General features: G+C 69.2%; 18 protein-coding genes and 2 pseudogenes. All 20 read left to right on the forward strand.

Annotated features, from left to right (window positions below; genetic code table 11):
• Window positions 1–635 (forward strand): annotated as a pseudogene (locus BXU09_RS14385) (hypothetical protein); the annotation flags it as partial.
• Window positions 636–654: 19 nt separating this feature from the next.
• Window positions 655–779: pseudogene (locus BXU09_RS21570) on the forward strand (hypothetical protein); the annotation flags it as partial.
• A 3-nt stretch (window positions 780–782) separates the two neighbouring features.
• Window positions 783–947, forward strand: coding sequence for a hypothetical protein (locus BXU09_RS21575; RefSeq protein WP_240501367.1), 165 nt, complete (start codon window positions 783–785; stop codon window positions 945–947).
• Window positions 948–1,060: 113 nt separating this feature from the next.
• Window positions 1,061–1,438 (forward strand): amidohydrolase family protein, encoded by a 378-nt coding sequence (locus BXU09_RS21580; protein ID WP_078305055.1) that lies wholly within the window; start codon window positions 1,061–1,063, stop codon window positions 1,436–1,438.
• A 93-nt stretch (window positions 1,439–1,531) separates the two neighbouring features.
• Window positions 1,532–2,365: an amidohydrolase family protein gene (locus BXU09_RS21585; protein ID WP_240501369.1), complete on the forward strand. Its 834-nt coding sequence runs from the start codon at window positions 1,532–1,534 to the stop codon at window positions 2,363–2,365.
• A gap of 62 nt (window positions 2,366–2,427) precedes the next feature.
• A complete protein-coding gene (locus BXU09_RS21955) occupies window positions 2,428–2,814 on the forward strand; it encodes an ATP-binding cassette domain-containing protein (RefSeq protein ID WP_276205845.1) in 387 nt (128 codons plus the stop codon).
• Between the two features lie 14 nt (window positions 2,815–2,828).
• Window positions 2,829–3,239 carry an ABC transporter ATP-binding protein gene (locus tag BXU09_RS21960; RefSeq protein WP_276205846.1) on the forward strand — a complete coding sequence of 137 codons (411 nt, stop codon included), beginning with the start codon at window positions 2,829–2,831 and terminating at the stop codon, window positions 3,237–3,239.
• Window positions 3,236–3,574, forward strand: coding sequence for a hypothetical protein (locus BXU09_RS21590; protein WP_240501372.1), 339 nt, complete (start codon window positions 3,236–3,238; stop codon window positions 3,572–3,574). The genes BXU09_RS21960 and BXU09_RS21590 overlap by 4 nt, the downstream gene beginning before the upstream one ends.
• Entirely contained in the window at window positions 3,571–4,122 is a 552-nt protein-coding gene (locus tag BXU09_RS14405) for an ABC transporter permease subunit (protein ID WP_240501374.1), read from the forward strand. Before BXU09_RS21590 ends, BXU09_RS14405 begins: the two co-directional genes overlap by 4 nt.
• Before the next feature lie 88 nt (window positions 4,123–4,210).
• Window positions 4,211–5,080, forward strand: coding sequence for an ABC transporter permease subunit (locus BXU09_RS14410; RefSeq protein WP_078305057.1), 870 nt, complete (start codon window positions 4,211–4,213; stop codon window positions 5,078–5,080).
• Between the two features lie 47 nt (window positions 5,081–5,127).
• Window positions 5,128–6,189, forward strand: coding sequence for an ABC transporter substrate-binding protein (locus BXU09_RS14415; RefSeq protein WP_078305058.1), 1,062 nt, complete (start codon window positions 5,128–5,130; stop codon window positions 6,187–6,189).
• A gap of 81 nt (window positions 6,190–6,270) precedes the next feature.
• The gene (locus BXU09_RS14420) at window positions 6,271–7,509 is read left to right on the forward strand and encodes a hydantoinase/carbamoylase family amidase (RefSeq protein WP_078305059.1); all 1,239 of its coding nucleotides are present in this window, start codon (window positions 6,271–6,273) and stop codon (window positions 7,507–7,509) included.
• 34 nt (window positions 7,510–7,543) lie between these two features.
• Window positions 7,544–8,311, forward strand: coding sequence for a PucR family transcriptional regulator (locus tag BXU09_RS14425; RefSeq protein ID WP_240501376.1), 768 nt, complete (start codon window positions 7,544–7,546; stop codon window positions 8,309–8,311).
• Window positions 8,312–8,453: 142 nt separating this feature from the next.
• Window positions 8,454–9,800: an aminotransferase class III-fold pyridoxal phosphate-dependent enzyme gene (locus tag BXU09_RS14430; protein ID WP_078305061.1), complete on the forward strand. Its 1,347-nt coding sequence runs from the start codon at window positions 8,454–8,456 to the stop codon at window positions 9,798–9,800.
• A 38-nt stretch (window positions 9,801–9,838) separates the two neighbouring features.
• Window positions 9,839–11,347 (forward strand): CoA-acylating methylmalonate-semialdehyde dehydrogenase, encoded by a 1,509-nt coding sequence (locus BXU09_RS14435; RefSeq protein ID WP_240501377.1) that lies wholly within the window; start codon window positions 9,839–9,841, stop codon window positions 11,345–11,347.
• Window positions 11,348–11,524: 177 nt separating this feature from the next.
• Window positions 11,525–13,039, forward strand: a complete 1,515-nt coding sequence (locus BXU09_RS14440; protein ID WP_078305062.1) for a PLP-dependent aminotransferase family protein — start codon at window positions 11,525–11,527, stop codon at window positions 13,037–13,039.
• A 311-nt stretch (window positions 13,040–13,350) separates the two neighbouring features.
• Window positions 13,351–14,154, forward strand: a complete 804-nt coding sequence (locus BXU09_RS14445) for an ABC transporter substrate-binding protein (RefSeq protein ID WP_078305063.1) — start codon at window positions 13,351–13,353, stop codon at window positions 14,152–14,154.
• Window positions 14,145–14,930: an amino acid ABC transporter permease gene (locus BXU09_RS14450; RefSeq protein ID WP_230273356.1), complete on the forward strand. Its 786-nt coding sequence runs from the start codon at window positions 14,145–14,147 to the stop codon at window positions 14,928–14,930. Before BXU09_RS14445 ends, BXU09_RS14450 begins: the two co-directional genes overlap by 10 nt.
• Before the next feature lie 17 nt (window positions 14,931–14,947).
• Window positions 14,948–15,682, forward strand: coding sequence for an amino acid ABC transporter ATP-binding protein (locus BXU09_RS14455; protein WP_168174622.1), 735 nt, complete (start codon window positions 14,948–14,950; stop codon window positions 15,680–15,682).
• Between the two features lie 233 nt (window positions 15,683–15,915).
• Window positions 15,916–17,139 (forward strand): ornithine--oxo-acid transaminase, encoded by a 1,224-nt coding sequence (gene rocD / locus BXU09_RS14460; RefSeq protein WP_078305065.1) that lies wholly within the window; start codon window positions 15,916–15,918, stop codon window positions 17,137–17,139.
• The last annotated feature ends 151 nt before the right edge of the window (window positions 17,140–17,290 follow it).

Consider the following 17,290-nt stretch of genomic DNA (forward strand, 5'->3'; position numbering starts at 1 on the left):
GGCGCCGCCGTCGGCCAGGTGCCCGAGATGTGCCAGCTGAACACCCACTGGGTCACCAGCGTCACCCGCCTGCCCGTCATCGTGAAACTCACGCCGAATATCACCCACATCGTCGACCCGCCCACGCGGCGCTGGCCGGAGGCGCCCACGCGCTCTCGCTCATCAACACCATCAACTCCGTCACCCGCGTCGACCTCGACACGCTGCTCGTCTCGCCCAGCATCGGCGGACGCGGCACGCACGGCGGCTACGCCGGCCCGGCCGTCAAGCCGATTGCGCTGAACATGCTGACCGAACTCATGACCGACCCAGATGTGCTGCGCAGCGGCGTCCCCATCAGCGGCATGGGCGGCATCGCCACCTGGCGCGACGCCGCCGAATTCCTCCTCCTCGGCGCCACCAGCCTGCAGGTCTGCACCGCCGCCATGCAACACGGCTACCGCATCATCGAGGACCTCACCGACGGCCTCAGCAACTGGATGGACGATCACGGCTTCAAGACCATCGCCGACGTGACCGGGAAATCACTGCCGCAGATGAGCACCTTCGGCGGCCTCGACCTGTCCCACCAGTCCGTCGCGCGCATCGACCAGAACAAATGCATCGGCTGCGACCTGTTGCTACGCCGCCTGTAACGACACCGCCCACCAGTGCATCGACCTCGTCAGCCCCGGCGGCGTCACCGTCGACCCCGGCTACGACATGAGAACCAACGGCCGGCAGGTCGCCGACACCCGCCCCCGCCCCGTCGTCCGCGAAAGCGACTGCGTCGGCTGCGCCCTGTGCGCCAACGTCTGCCCCGTCGACGGCTGCATCACCATGGTTACCGTCCCAGCGGCCGCGAGAGCATCACCTGGGACGAACTGACCGCCCAGCGCCCCGAAATCGCCCAGAGCTGGGCCGCCATGCAGCCCTACCGCGAAGAAGTCGGCATCGAGATCCACTGAGGCGGACTCCGGTCGCGCACCGTCCACATCACACCCATTGAGAGTTGCACGCATGATCCTACTGATTTCAGAACGGCGAGATTGTCACGGACGGTAAGCGTTTCAGGGCGGACGTGCTGGTGGAAGGGGAAACCATCGCCCAGATCGGCGAGAACCTCGCGGTGCCCGAGGGGGCCACCGTGATCGACGCGAGCGGGAAGTTCGTGTTCCCCGGCTTCATCGACCCGCACGTGCACATCCACCTGCCGTTCATGGGCACGTTCGCGAAGGATACGCACGCGACCGGATCGCAGGCGGCGCTGATCGGCGGGACGACGACATTCATCGAGATGCTCGCCCCGGCCGGAAGTGAGGACCTGATGGACGGCTGGCGCACCTGGACGGGCATGGCGGCAGGCAACAGCGCCTGCGACTACACCTTTCATATCGGCGTGACCCGCTGGGACGACCGACCGAGGCGACCCTGCGCGACCTGGTGGGGCAGGGCATGAAGTCCTTCAAGGTGTTCCTGGCGTACAAGGGAGCGTTCGGGATCGACGACGCGGCGCTGTACCGGGTGTGCCGTCTGGCGGCGGAAACTGGGCGTGGTGGTCACTGCGCACTGCGAGAACGCGGATCTGGTCGCGGAGTTGCAGCAGAAAACTCCTCGCGGAGGCAAGACTGGACCCGAGTGGCACGAACCCAGCCGTCCGGAGAGCGTGGAGGCCGAGGGCACGGCGCACTTCGCGACGTTCGTGGAGATGACGGGCGCGCACGGGTACGTGGTGCACCTGAGCAACGCCCGCGCGCTGGAGGCGGCGCTGGATGCCCGGTCGCGCGGCGTGAAGCTGGACGTGGAGGTCGTGATTCCGCACCTGACGCTCGACAAAGACGTACGCCGAGCGGCCCGGCGTGGAGGGCGCCAAGTACGTCATGTCGCCCCCCCTGCGCGAGAAGGCAACCAGCCCCGGCTGTGGGCGGCGCTGGAACGCGGCGAGATCGCCACGGTCGCCACCGACCACTGCCCCTTCGACGTGGCGCAGAAGCACATGGGCGACGGGAACTTCACGCTCATCCCGAACGGCATTCCCGCCATCGAGGACCGCGTGAACGTCCTGTACACCCAGGGCGTCAGCCGGGGCAACCTGAGCGTCGAACGCTTCGTGGACGCCGCCAGCACCCGCGCCGCGCAGATCTTCGGCCTGTACCCCCGCAAGGGCACCGTCAGCGTGGGCAGTGACGCCGATCTGGTGATCTACGACCCCGCGTACCGGGGCACCATCAGCGCCGGGACCAGCCACATGAACAACGACTACAGCGGCTACGAGGGCTGGGAAATCGACGGGCGCCCCGAGGTCGTCACGGTACGCGGTCAGGTGGCCGTGCAGGGCGGTGAGTTCGTGGGCGACCCGGCGCGCGGGCAACTGCTGCGGCGGTAGGAACGGGCAGAGGGTTCCAGGCACGCTGAACCGGACAGGGTCCGGAGTTCCAAGGAGGAGACGTGACGTACACCAACCCCAGCCCGCAGGCCAGTCCGCCCCTGAATGAGCCGCCCATCGTGTCCATCCGCGACCTGCAGAAGGTCTTCCCGGTGCCCGGCGGGCAGACGGTCGCCTTGAAGGACGCCAACCTCAGCATCCAGAAGGGAGAGTTCATCAGCCTGATCGGCCCGAGCGGCTGCGGGAAGACCACCCTGCTGCGCCTGATGGCCGACCTGGAACAGCCGACCGCCGGGGAACTGCTGATCGCGGGCCGCACCGCCGACGAGGCCCGCCGTGAGCGGCAGTACGGGTACGTGTTCCAGGCGCCCGCGCTGATGGAGTGGCGCACCGTGCTGAAGAACGTGCTGCTGCCGCTGGAAGTCATGAACGTGCCGGCGACCGGGTAGCGCGGGCGCGCGAGATGCTGAAACTGGTCGGCCTGGAGAAGTTCGAGCGGAACTACCCCTGGCAGCTGTCCGGCGGGATGCAGCAGCGCGTCAGTATTGCCCGCGCGCTGGCGTTCGACCCGCCGCTGCTGTTCATGGACGAACCGTTCGGCGCGCTGGACGAGATCACCCGCGAGCACCTGAACCTGGAACTGCTGCGGCTGTGGCGTGAGACCGGCAAGACCGTGATCTTCGTGACGCACTCCATCCCGGAAGCGGTGTTCCTGAGTACCCGCGTGGTCGTCATGACCGCCCGCCCTGGCCGCATCGAGGGGATCGTGGACATCGACCTGCCGCACCCGCGCAGTGACGACACCCGCGAGGACCCGCGCTTCTTCACGCACGCCACCGAGATCCGCGAACTGCTGAAGAAGGGGCACGCATGAACGGGGGAGGTCATGACCACCCTGCGGCCCCGCGCATGGCGGGACTGGGGCCGATGCTGGTCGTGGCGTTGATCGCGGCGGCGCTGTACTGGCCGCTGATGCTCGCCGCGAACGTCGGCCCGGCCGGGCGGACCCTGGCGAGCGGCGCGGAACTCGACTGCCGGACGGCGCTGGCCTGCGCCTCGCAGCTGCGCAACCCGGTGGTGCCCGCCCCGGCGCAGCTCGCGCAGGGCTTCGTGCGCCTGAGTACGCCGGTCACGTCGCCGCTGGCGCTGCCGTACAACGTGGGCGTGACCGCCGGGGAGACGCTGCTGGCCTGCTGCTGGCGACCGTGACGGGGCTGGGGCTGGCGCTGCTGCTGGTGGCCAGCCGTTCGTTCGAGCGGGCCACGCTGCCGTGGCTGGTCGCGTCGCAGACCGTGCCGGTCGTGGCGATCGCGCCGATGCTGGCGGTGCTGCTCGGGCAGTACGGCGTGCAGGGCTTCCTGCCCAAGGCGATCATCGCGGCGTACATCGCGTTCTTCCCGGTCGCGGTCGGCATGAGCCGGGGCCTGCGCAGCGCCGATCCCCTCCACCTGGACCTGATGCGCACGTACCACGCCAGCGGCGCGCAGACCTTCCGGCTACTGCGGTTCCCGGCCAGCCTCCCGCACCTGTTCACGGCGCTGAAGGTGTCGGTCACGGCGGCGCTGGTGGGCAGCATCGTCGCGGAGATCAGCACCATCTCGTTCTCCGGGCTGGGCAAGATGCTCGCCGAGAACTCGCGCGCCAGTGACACGGTGGCCCTGTGGGTGATCATGGGATACGGCGCGGTGCTCGGTGTGACGCTGGTCGCCCTGGTGAACGTGCTGGAGAGGTGGGTGACGCCATGGAGCAGACGATGACCGCTGTGCGCACCGTCGCCGCCCGCCCCGGCGCGGCCCTGTCCACCGCCGCGGCGCTGCTGGTCGGCGTGGGAGGCCTGCTGCTGGTGTGCCTGACCCTCCCGGCCCCGGCGAGGGCACGCCCCCGGACGCGCGGGCGTGGCTGGCGGGCATCCTGGCCCTGCTGGCGGTGGGCGCCCTGGGCGTGCGCGGCGCGGCGCAGGGCGAGTCCCGCGCCGCCCGCACCCTGCCCGCCACGCTCACGCTGATCCTGGCCGTGCTGGGCACCGAGGCCCTGCTGCGCGCCTACGCCGTCCCGGCCGGTCTGATCCCCACGCCGGGGCGCGTGCTGAGCGCGCTGTGGACCGCCCGCAGCGTCCTGCTTCAGGACACCTACACCACCTTCGTGCTGGAGGCGCTGCTGGGGTTCCTGGCCGGCACCGCGCTGGGGCTGGGGCTGGCGCTGCTGGTCGTGCGGTTCCGCTTCCTGGAACTCGGGCTGCTGCCGTACGCGGCGCTGTTCAGTTCGATTCCCATCGTGGCGCTGGCCCCCGTGATCGTGAAAGCAGTTGGCCTGGACTGGCCCAGCAAGACGGTCGTCGTGGCCGTCACGGTCCTGTTCCCGGTCGTGGTGGGCGCCGTGCGCGGCCTGCAGAGCGCCGCGCCGCTGCACCTGGACCTGATGCACACCTACGCCGCCCGCCCGGAGCAGACCTTCCGGGACGTGCGGATTCCCACCGCGCTGCCGTTCCTGTTCGGCGCGCTGAAAGTCTCCAGCACCCTGGCCCTGATCTCCGCCATCGTCGCCGAGTTCTTCGGCACGAACGGGCACGGCCTGGGGTTCCGCATCCAGATCGAGGTGGGCCGCTTCGGACTGGACGTCGTGTGGGCCGCCATCGTGCTCGCCAGTATCGCCGGTATGGCCTTCTTCGCGCTCGTCAGCGCCGCCGAGGCGCGGCTGCTGCCCCGCCGCTCCTGACCGACCCCGTTTCACCCGAACGCGCTCCCCACTCCCCGGAGGTTCCCATGAAACGCAGCACCCTGATCCTGGCCGCCCTGCTCCTGACCACCGCCTCCAGCGCTTCCGCGCAGAAACTCGTGCCCGTCAAGGTGCAGCTCAAGTGGTTCCCGCAGGCGCAGTTCGCCGGGTTCTTCGTCGCGCAGGCCAAGGGCTACTACAAAGCCGAAGGGCTGGACGTGCAGTTCCTCCCGACCGGCGACCAGAGCCCCATCCAGACGGTCGCCACCGGCACCGCCGACTTCGGCACCACCTGGATCACCGACCTGCTGACCGCCCGGCAGCAGGGCATCCCGGTCGTGCACATCGCGCAGCTGTTCCAGAAGAGCGGCTACACCCTCGTGTCCCTGAAATCCGCCGGTCTCAAGACCCCGGCCGACTTCAAGGGTAAGCGCGTGGGCGTGTGGCCCAGCGGGAACGAGTACCCCGCCGTGGCGCTGCTGAAGAAGTACGGCCTGACCACCAGCCTCGACTCTTCCGTCAGCAATCCCAGCGTGCAGGCTGTCACGTACCCCTTCGACCCCAGCATCGTCTTCCCCGACAAGGTCGATCTGGTCAGTGCCATGACCTACAACGAGGTCAACCAGATCGTCGGGCTGGGCTACCCGCTCGACAAACTCCAGATCTTCAACGCCAGCGACTACGGCATCAACCTCCTCGAGGACCTGATCTTCACCACCGAACGGACCCTGGCCAACAAGAACTTCAAGGGCAGCGGCATGAGCGGCGAGGACATCGCGGCGAAACTCGTGCGCGCCACCCTGAAAGGCTGGAACTACGCCGTGAAGAACCAGAAGGAAGCCGTGCAGACCGTCCTGATCAACTGCGGCAACACCTGCAAGGGGTCGGGCACCCGCGCCAGCGCCGCCGGCCACCAGACCTGGCAGATGGCCGAAGTCGCCAAGCTGTACAACGCCGGCCCCACCCTGAAGGGCCGCGCCGGGTACCTCGACCCCGCCACGTATAAGGCCAACGTCACGCTGCTGAAAAGCCTCGGCATCCTCAAGGCTGACCCCAGCCCCGCCGCCGTCACGTACAAAGTGTGGGAAAAAGCCACCGGGAAGAAGTAGATGGTTGATGGTTGAAGGTTGACAGAGGGTGGTTCCATCACCTGTCAACCATCAACTTTCAACTGTCTCCGAAGGAGACTCATGCTTGATCCACAACGAACCATCGACGACCTGAAAGCCCTGCGAGAATTGACCGGGGACGAGCACGGCGCGCAGCGGGTGGCGTTCACGGACACCTGGGTCGCCGCCCGCGCGTTCCTGAAGGAGCGGCTGGACGCTCTGCCGGTCACGCAGCACATGGACGCCGCCGGGAACTGGTGGGCGACCCTGCCCGGCGAGAGCGAGCGCGCCCTGCTGATCGGCGGGCACCTCGACTCCGTCCCGAATGGCGGGTGGCTGGACGGCTGCCTGAACGTCCTGGCGGGCCTGGAAGTCCTGCGCCGCGTGAACGAACAGTACGCCGGGCGCCCACCGGTCACGCTGAAACTCGTGGACTGGGCCGACGAGGAAGGCGCGCGCTTCGGCCGCAGCCTGTACGGGTCCAGTGCCGCCGGGGGCCAGCTCGACGTGACCGAGATGCGCAAACTGAAAGACCGTGACGGCGTGAGCCTCGAAGACGCCCTGCAACGCGTCGGCATCACCCTCGCGGACGCCCCGGATGCCCGCGCGGAACTGAAGGACGCCGCCGCGTACCTCGAACTGCACATCGAACAGGGCCCCGTCCTCGAACACATGGATCTGCCGCTCGGCGCGGTCCTCGGCACGGTCGGCGTCGAGCGGCACACCATTACCTTCCACGGGCAGGCCGCGCACAGCGGCAGCACGCCCATGAACGTCCGCCGCGACGCTTTCCTCGCCGCTGGACGCTTCGGGCAGGCCATCTATGACATCGCCGCGCGGCACGGGGGCGTGTGCACGGTCGGCAGCGTGAAGACCCTGCCCGGCATCGTCACCAGCGTCGTCGAAACCTGCGAAATCACCCTCGACCAGCGGCACCTCGACGCGGGCAAACTGGCCGCCATGTGGCAGGACGCGCAGGACGCCGCCACGCAATTCGCGCAGGAGGCGGGCTGCACCGTCACCTTCGGGTACCTCTGGAACATCGAACCCATCCCCTTCCACCCCATGCTCATCGACGCCGCCGAGGCCAGCATCCTCACCGTCACGCCCACCACGCACCGCCTCCCCAGCGGGCCGCTCCACGACGCCGCCGAGGTCGCCCGCGCGGGCGTCCCCACCGTCATGCTGTTCGTGCAGTCCCTGCGCGGCATCAGCCACAACAGGATCGAGGACACCCGCGAGGACCACATCGCCCTGAGCGTGCAGGCCCTGGATGAACTCACCACCCGCACGATGGACTGGATTGCCCGGAACACCTGACGTCCGGGCCGGAAAGGCGCACACTGAAGCCACCATGACCCCTGTTCGACTGGAGGATCCGATGTTGCCGACGCTGGCGGAACTGTTGACGCTTCCGGCGTTCGCGGGCGCGGAGGTCGTGAGTGGGCACGCGCACCTGACCCAGCCCGTGACCTGGGTGCATGTCTCAGAGGTGGCGGACGCCGCGCGGTTCCTGACCGGCGGGGAACTGCTCCTCTCGACCGGGTCGCTGCTGGCCCGCATGAACGAGGGTGAACTGGAGGGGTTCGTGGCGTCGCTGGCGCAGCGGGGCGCGCACGGGCTGGCGCTGGAACTCGTGCAGGTGTTCCGCGACGTGCCGCCCGCGTTGCTGGGCGCGTCGCGCCTGCATGGGTTGCCGCTGATCGTGTTCCGCGAGGAGGTGAGTTTCGCGGCCCTGACCCGCGCGGCGCACGCCCGCATCCTGAACCACGGCGGCCCGGCGCTGGACCCGAGCCTCGCGCCCCTACTGGACGCGCTGGCCGAGACGGGGCGCAGCGTGGCGTTCCTGCGTGCGCAGCTGGGGCCGCTGCTGAACCTGCCCGCCCGGCCCCGCTCGACACTGCTGGGCACGCTGGACGCCCTGCTGACCACGAACTTCAACATGGCCGAAACCGCCCGGCGCCTGGGCGTGCGGCGCCAGACGGTGTACTACCGCCTGGAGCAGCTGCGCGCCATGCTGCCCGATCTGGACGAACCCCGGCGGCAGCTGGGCCTGCATCTGGCGCTGGAACTGACGCGCAGCGAGGCGGGCGAGGCGCTCAGCGCCGCCGAGCGGACGTAGACAGGCGACTGGACAGACTGTCTCTTGCCGCTCCAGCACGCAAAAAACTACACTTCGGTTAACATTCGGTTTCCGCTCTTCTTTCTGAAGTCTGCGCCCTGCACACTGCCGGGTTCGCCCTGTCATTCCGGAGGTTCCGCCCATGCCCGACCCGCATCCCGACACGCACGACATCATCCAGGCGAACCGTGACCACACCCTGTTCTCGTGGAGCGTGCAGACCCAGACGAACCCCATCCACATGACCGGCGGCAAGGGCAGCCACTTTTTCGACGGGGACGGCAACACGTGGCTGGACTTTTCCAGCCAGCTGATCAACATCAACGTCGGGCATCAGCATCCGGCGGTGCTGGAGGCCATCAAGGCGCAGGTGGACACCATGTGTTTCGCCGGGCCGAGTTTCGCCACGGATGTCCGCGCGCAGCTGGGGCAGAAACTGCGTGAGGTGACGGGCCTGGGCAAGAGCTTCTTCACGCTGGGCGGCAGCGAGGCGAACGAGAACGCCATGAAGATCGCCCGCCTGTACACCGGCCGCGACAAGATCATCACCCGCTACCGCTCCTACCACGGGGCGACGATGGGCAGCATGACCGCCAGCGGCGACCCCCGGCGCTGGCCGGTCGAGCCCGGCGTGCCCGGCATCGTGCGCGCCTTCGACCCGTACTGCTACCGCTGCCCGTTCGGCAAGACGCCGGACAGTTGCGGGCGCGAGTGCGTGTCGCACATCGAGGAGATCATCCAGATGGAAGGGCCGCACACCATCGCCGCGATCATGGTCGAGGGCATCACCGGCAGCAACGGCCTGCTCGTCCCGCCGGACGACTACTACCCGAAACTGCGCGCCCTGTGTGATAAGTACGGCATCCTGCTGATCGACGACGAGGTCATGAGCGGCTTCGGACGCACCGGAACGTGGCTCGCCACGCAGCACTACGGCATCAAGCCCGACATCGTCACCTGCGCCAAGGGCCTGACCAGCGGGTACATGCCGCTGGGCGCGGTGGTCGTCAGTGACGCCATCGCCGAGTACTTCGAGACGCACTTCCTGGCGGGCGGCCTGACGTACAGCGGGCACCCCGTCTCGCTGGCCGCCGCCGTCGCCAACCTGAAAGTCTACGAGGACGAACATCTCTTCGAGCACACCCGCGACCTCGGCGAGTACCTCGGGCAGCGCCTCGAAGCCATGAAGGCGAAGTACGCCTGCGTGGGCGACGTGCGCTACAAGGGCCTGTTCAGCGTCCTGGAACTCGTGCGGGACAAGGCCACCAAGGAACCGCTGGCGCCCTTCAACGGCACCTCACCCGAGATGGGTCGCCTCGCCGCGCACCTCAAGAGCCGCCACGTGTACGCGTACAGCCGCTTCAACTTCCTGTGGGTCTGCCCGCCCCTCGTCGTCACCCGCGAGGAACTCGACGAGGGCCTCGCCGCCTACGAGGAAGCCCTCGCGCTGGTCGATCAGATGATCGGCTCGCCCGTCGCCGCCGACTGACGCTCTCCCTCCCCGCCTTCCCCTCCACAGGAGTTCCCATGACTGACACGATGACCAAGCCCGCCCCTATCAACCACTGGCTGGGAGGCAAGTTGACGCCCGGCACGTCGGGCCGCAGCGCGAAGGTGTTCAACCCGGCGACCGGGGAGGTGCAGGGTTTCGTGGACCTCGCCAGTACCCAGGAGATCGACGCGGCCGTTCAGGCGGCCACGGCTGCCGCGCGGGCGTGGCGGAGCGTGCCGCTGAGCAGGCGCGCGGAGATCATGTTCCGCTTCCGGGCGCTGCTTGACGCGGGCCGCGACGATCTGGCCCGCATCCTGACGCGTGAGCACGGGAAGGTGCACGCGGACGCGCTGGGTGAGATCGCGCGCGGCATCGAGAACGTGGATTTCGCGTGCGGGATTCCCAACCTGCTCAAGGGCGGGTATTCCGAGGGAGCGAGTACCGGCGTGGACGTGTACTCCATCCAGCAGCCGCTGGGCGTGGTGGCGGGCATCACGCCGTTCAACTTCCCGGCGATGGTGCCGCTGTGGATGATCGCGAACGCGCTGGCCTGCGGGAACGCCTTCATCCTGAAACCCAGCGAGAAGGACCCCAGCGCCAGCCTGTTCATCGCGGAGTTGTTGCAGAAGGCCGGGCTGCCGGACGGTGTGTTCACGGTGATTCACGGGGACAAGGAGGCGGTGGACGCGCTGCTGGAGCACCCGGACGTGGCGGCGGTCAGTTTCGTGGGGAGCACGCCCATTGCGCGGTACATCTACCGCAAGGGCACCGAGCACGGCAAGCGCGTGCAGGCGCTGGGTGGCGCGAAGAACCACATGCTGGTCCTGCCCGACGCGGACGTGAACATGGCCGCCGACGCCGCCGTGAGCGCCGCCTACGGGTCCGCCGGGGAGCGCTGCATGGCGATCAGCGTGGTCCTGGCCGTCGGGGACGTGGGGGATGAACTGGTGGACGCCATCGCCTCACGCCTCCCGGCCCTGAAGGTCGGCCCCGGCAGTGACGCCGCGAACGAGATGGGGCCGCTGATCTCCCGCGAGCACCGCGACCGCGTGGCCGGGTACATCGGCAGCGCCGCCGATCAGGGCGCGACGGTCGTGGTGGACGGCCGGGCGCAGACGTTCGACGGGAACGGGTTCTTCCTGGGCGTGTCGCTGCTCGATCACGTCACGCCGGACATGGACGCCTACCGCGACGAGATCTTCGGGCCGGTCCTGTGCGTCGTGCGGGTGCCCAGCTACGAGGCGGGCCTGAAACTCATCAACGACAACGAGTTCGGGAACGGCACCGCCATCTTCACCCGCGACGGCGGCGCCGCCCGGCAGTTCCAGTTCGACTGTCAGGTCGGCATGGTGGGGATCAACGTGCCGATTCCCGTCCCGGTCGCGTACTACTCCTTCGGCGGCTGGAAGGCCAGCCTGTTCGGGGACACGCACATGTACGGCCCGGACGGCATCAAGTTCTACACGCGTACCAAGGTCATCACGTCCCGCTGGCCCGACCCGGCGGGCAGCCGCGTGGACCTGGGCTTCCCGCAGAACCGCTGATACGGACTGCCGTTTGTTTCGCCGACAACCCGGAACATCGCCGGATTGCCAGCTCCACGCCCGGAACCCGTTTTGCTCCTACTCGCTCTGCGGCGCAGCTCTACGAGTCCGTATGACCCGGCGTGGCCCGGCCGGCCCCCGCGATCCGGCCGGGCCGCGTGGTAAGAATGGGCGGTGATGGACGCCTCACCTCCTGCCGGACGCCCGGCCCCGGCCCCGGCCCCGGTGGACCTGCCGCTCTCGCTGGACCGCGCCTCCGGCGTGGGGCTGGCCCGGCAGCTGGCCGCGCAACTGCGGGCGGCGGCGTCCGGCGGGACGCTGGAGCCGGGGCAGCGGCTGCCGTCCACGCGGGCGCTGGCGCTGGCGCTGGGCGTCGGACGGAACGTGGTGTTCGAGGCGTACGAGGACCTGCTGGCCGAGGGGTTCCTGATCGGCCGGGACCGGTCCGGGACCTTCGTCGCGCCGGACCTCGCGGTGGACCACGCGCCCGGCGCGGCCCGCCCGGCCCCCAGCCGCAGCGCCCGCTGGTTGCAGCGGGACGTGCCGGAACCGCAGGTCGAACATCCGGGACCGCCGGACCTGCTGGCGTTCCGGGTGGGGCAGACCGACACGGACGCCCTGACGCGCGGCGAGTGGCGGCGCGTGTGGCGCGCGGTGGCCGACGCGCCGCTGCCCGGCGATTACGCGGACCCGGCGGGCGACCCGGAGCTGCGCGGCGCGGTCGCGGCGTACCTGAAACGCGCGCGGGGCTTCGTGTGCGACCCGGACGACGTGATCATCACGTCCGGGGCGCTACAGGGCGTGGACCTGATCGCGCAGGCCGTCCTGGCTGCCGGTGACCACGTGGCCTTCGAGGACCCCGGTTACCGGCTGGCGCGGCAGATCTTCCAGGAGCGGGGCGCGCGGATCACGCCGCTCCCGGTCGACAACGACGGCCTGCGCCTGGACGCCCTGCCGGGCGGGCCGGACGCGCCGCTGCTGGTGTACACCACGCCCAGCCACCAGTTTCCGCTGGGCGTGCGGCTGTCCATCCCGAGGCGGCTGGCGCTGCTGGAATGGGCGCAGACGCACGACGCCCTGATCATCGAGGACGATTACGACAGCGAATTCCGGTACGGGGCGGCGCCGCTGCCGTCGCTGGCGTCGCTGGATACCGCGGGGCACGTGGTGTACCTGGGCACCTTCTCGAAGGTGCTGTCCCCGGCGGTGCGGGTGGGGTACCTGGTCGCGCCCCGGCCGCTGCGGGAGCGGCTGCTGCGCGTCAAGAGCCGCCTGGACGCGCACACCAGCTGGCCGGTGCAGCGCGCCCTGGCCCTGATGATCACGCAGGGGCACCTGGAGCGGCACATCCGCCGGATGCGCAAGACCTACGCGGCGCGCCGCGCGGCCCTGAGCGGCGCCCTGAGCGGCTGCCGCCCGCACGCCCGCCTGATGGGCCTGGAGGCCGGCCTGCACGCCCACCTGGAACTCGACCCGGCGCTGGACGCCGCCGACGTGAGTGCGCGCGCGCGGACGCTGGGCGTGGTCGTGCCCACCCTGACCCCGTACTACCTGGGCGGCGCGGACCGCAACGGTCTGCTGCTCGGCTACGGTGGCCTGGACCTCCCGCAGGTGCGGCGCGCGGCCGGACTGCTGGCGCGGGCGCTGGCCGACGCGGCGGGGGACGGGGGGAACGCCCGCCGCCGCGCATGATCTGGACCGCGTGGCCCTGGCGGGAGCCGGGACCGCTATGATCCCGTGCGTGCCCGGCGACGGGACGCGCTCCCTGGCCAGCCCCGGCTGGGATGTCCGGGGGGCGGGGACAGGCAACTGGCTGCTCCTGAATCCTCGTATCTGGCCTTGTGTACCGGCCAGACCACGGCTATAACCTCCGTCAACCACATTCATGCCGGGACGCGCCGCGTTCCCACCCGCGATTCCCGCCCGGTTTCACCTGCGCCGGCCAGCCCTCACCCGCTGACTTTCACCCGGAACCCAGCTTCCGCCGCCACACTGGAGACTTCATGACCCACACCACGACCCGCCTGCCCCTGACCCGCCTGCCCCTGACCCGCCTGACGCTCGCTCTGGGCGCGCTGCTCGGCGCGGCCACCATGAACTCCGCGCAGGCGCGCACGCTGGCCGAGATCAAGGCGTCCGGTACCCTCAAGATCGGCACGAACGCCGAATTCAAACCGTTCACCTACTTCGAGGGCAAGACCATGAAAGGCTTCGAGTACGACCTCGGCAACGCCATCGCCAGGCAGATGGGCGTGAAGGCCGAGTGGATCAACCAGCCCTTCGACAACCTGCTGATCGGCCTGAACCAGAACCGCTTCGATCTCGTGATCTCCTCGCACGGCATCACGCCCGAACGCGCCAGGGCCGTGGACTTCAGCCTCCCGCACTACTGCAGCGGCGGCGTGATCCTCAGCCGTCCCGGCGGCCCGAAAACCGCGGCCGACCTGAAAGGCAAGACCGTCTCCACGCAGGTCGGCACCACCTACGTCGACCAGATCAAGAAGGTCACGGGCGACCGCAACCTGCGCCTGTTCCCCAACAACGCCGGCGCGCTGCAGGCCCTGATGAGCGGCCGCGTGGACGCCATGGTCAACGAGAAGTTCTACAGCCTCGAGGCGCTGAAACTGAACGGCAAGAAACTCCAGCAGGGTGAGATGCTGTTCCAGGAGAAACTCGGCATGGCGGTCGCCAAGGGCAACAAGACCCTGCTCGGCGCCGTGAACGCCAGCCTGAAGACCGTGCAGGCCAACGGCACCTACGCGAAGATCTCCAAGAGCCACTTCGGGCAGGACGTCCGGTGTCGCTGAAATCCGCCCCGGCCCGGCACCCGCTGCTGACCACCGCCGCGTGGGTCGTGGGGGGCGTCGCCGCCTTCTACGGACTGTTCTGGCTGATCAGTTTCGTGCTGGGGCAGATGCCGGACCCGATCGGGCCGCGCGCCGACCTGTTCGTGGAGGGCGCGCGCACCACGCTGCTGCTCACGCTGATCTCCGGCGCGTTCGGGCTGGGCGTGGGCGCCCTGGTCGGGCTGGCCCGCACCTCGCACCTGTGGCTGCTGCGCCTGCCCGCCTCGCTGTTCATCTGGGTGATTCGCGGCACGCCGCTGCTGGTGCAGCTGCTGTTCGTGTACAACGCGCTGCCCGCCATCCTGGAATCCATGGGCCTGAACGTCCAGCTGAACGAGTTCTCGTCGGCGGTGCTGGCGCTGGCCCTGAACGTCGGCGCGTACAACGCCGAGGTGATCCGCGCCGGGCTGCAGGCCGTGCCGCGCGGGCAGAACGAGGCGGCGCGCTCGCTCGGCCTGAGCGGCACGCAGACCATGGTCACGGTCGTCATGCCGCAGGCGCTGCGGATCGTCACGCCGCCCCTGGTGAACAACATGGTCGCGCTGCTCAAGGACTCCTCGCTGGCGAGTTCCATCTCGCTGCTGGAACTCACGCTGGCCGGTTCGCGCGTCAGCAGTGAGACGTTCCTGCCCATCCCGGTCCTCACGACCGTCGCCGCCGTGTACCTGACCCTGACCACCGTGATGACCCTCTTCACCGACCAGCTCGAGCGCCGCCTCAAGGTGGTGTCGCGCTGATGACCAAAGGAGCCCCCATGACGGCGATTATCGAGGCCCACGACGTTCACAAGCACTTCGGTTCTTTCCACGCCCTGCGCGGCGTGAACCTGACCGTGCAGCCCGGCGAGGTCGTCGTGATCATCGGCCCGAGCGGCAGCGGCAAGAGCACCTTCATCCGCACCCTGAACGCCCTGGACCCCCACGACGCCGGGTCCATCACCGTGGACGGCATTCCCCTGAACGGCAAGGGGAACCTCGACGCCATCCGCCGCGAGGTCGGGATGGTCTTCCAGTCCTTCAACCTGTTCCCGCACCTGACCGTGCTGGAGAACATCACCCTGGCGCCCATCCGGGTGCGCAAGGCCAGCCGCGCCGACGCTGAGAAACGCGGCCTGGAGTTGCTGCGCCGCGTGGGCATCGAGGAGCAGGCGCACAAGTACCCGGCGCAGCTGTCCGGCGGGCAGCAGCAGCGCGTGGCGATCGCGCGGGCCCTGGCGATGGAACCCAAGGTCATGCTGTTCGACGAACCCACCTCGGCGCTGGACCCCGAGATGATCAAGGAAGTGCTGGACGTCATGAAGGAACTCGCGCGCAGCGGCATGACCATGCTGGTCGTCACGCACGAGATGGGCTTCGCGCGCGAGGTCGCCGACCGCATCCTGTTCTTCGACGGGGGGAACATCGTGGAGGACACCACGCCCGAGAACTTCTACCAGAACCCGCAGCACGAACGGGCGCGGACCTTCCTGAGCAAGATCCTGGGCCACTGAACGCAGGGGCAACCCAGTGCAGGCGAGGCGGCCGGTTTCCCAGAGGAGCCGGCCGCCTCGCCTGTGGTCGGCACGAGCAGTCACCTCAACTGGCTGGTTCATTTTGGCTGATTCTGGCACTTCCGGGGCAACCACTTTGCGGGTAGGCTGGGGACACTCCGTTCTGACTCCCCCCCACACTGCATTCACGGAGCGCCGCGCCCGCCGCCCGCGCCCCGACCCAGGAGAACCCCATGACCAGCACCCTCGAACCCACCCGCCCGACCTCCAACGCCGCCGACCTGCTCCGCCGCGAGGACGCCCTCGGCGCGCACAACTACAAACCGCTCGACGTGGTCATCCACCGCGCCCAGGGCGCCTGGGTGTGGGACACCGACGGCCGCCGCTACCTCGACTGCCTCTCGGCGTACAGCGCCGTGAACCAGGGCCACTGCCACCCGCGCATCATCGGCGCGCTGACCGAGCAGGCGCAGCAGGTCACGCTGACCTCCCGCGCGTTCCGCAACGACCGCCTCGCCGCGTTCTACGAGACGGTCACGCGGGTCCTGAACTTCGAGGCTGTGATTCCCATGAACACCGGCGCCGAGGCGGTCGAGACGGCCATCAAACTCGCGCGCAAGTGGGCGTACGAGGTCCGGGGCGTCCCGCAGGGGCAGGCCGAGATCATCGTCATGGACGGCAACTTCCACGGCCGCACCACCACCCTGGTCAGCTTCAGCAGCGAGGGACAGTACAAGGACGCCTTCGGTCCCCTGACGCCCGGATTCGTGCGCGTCCCGTACGGTGACGCCGCCGCCATCGAGGCCGCCATCACGCCGAACACGGCGGGCGTGCTGTTCGAACCCATCCAGGGCGAGGCGGGCGTGATCGTGCCGCCCGAGGGTTTCCTGACCGCGCTGCGCGGCGTGTGTGACCGTCACGGCATCCTGATGATCGCCGACGAGATCCAGACCGGCCTGGGCCGCACCGGCCGCTGGCTGGCCGTGGACCACGAGCACGTCCGTCCGGACATGGTCATTCTGGGCAAGGCACTCGGCGGCGGCGTGTACCCGGTCAGTGCGGTGCTGTCCAGCCGCGCCCTGATGGACCTGTTCCGTCCCGGCGATCACGGCAGCACCTTCGGCGGCAACCCCCTGGCCGCCGCCGTCGCGCAGGCCAGCCTGGAAGTGCTGGAAGACGAGGGCCTGCCCGCCCGCGCCGAGGAACTCGGCGAGTACCTGCGCGGCCGCCTGCGCGCCATGAACAGCCCGCTCGTGCGGGAGGTGCGCGGGCGCGGCCTCCTGATCGGCGTGGAACTGCACGTCCCGGCCCGCCCGTACTGCGAGGCGCTGCGCGACCTGGGCGTGCTGTGCAAGGAAACCCACGAGACCACCATGCGCCTCGCCCCCCCCCTGGTCACCAGCCGCGAGGACCTCGACTGGGCACTGGAACGCATTGAACAGGTCCTGACGGCCTGATCGGATTCCGTTTGTTTCGCCAACAATCCGGAACTTCACCGGATTGCCGGCTCCACGTCCGGAACCCGTGTTGCTCCCACTCGCTTCGCTCGGATTGAACGGGCTTTGCAGCCCATTCAATCGGAGTCCGTATGATCTCCGAATCACCGAT

It is taken from the genome of Deinococcus sp. LM3 (assembly GCF_002017875.1).
Classification (GTDB): domain Bacteria; phylum Deinococcota; class Deinococci; order Deinococcales; family Deinococcaceae; genus Deinococcus.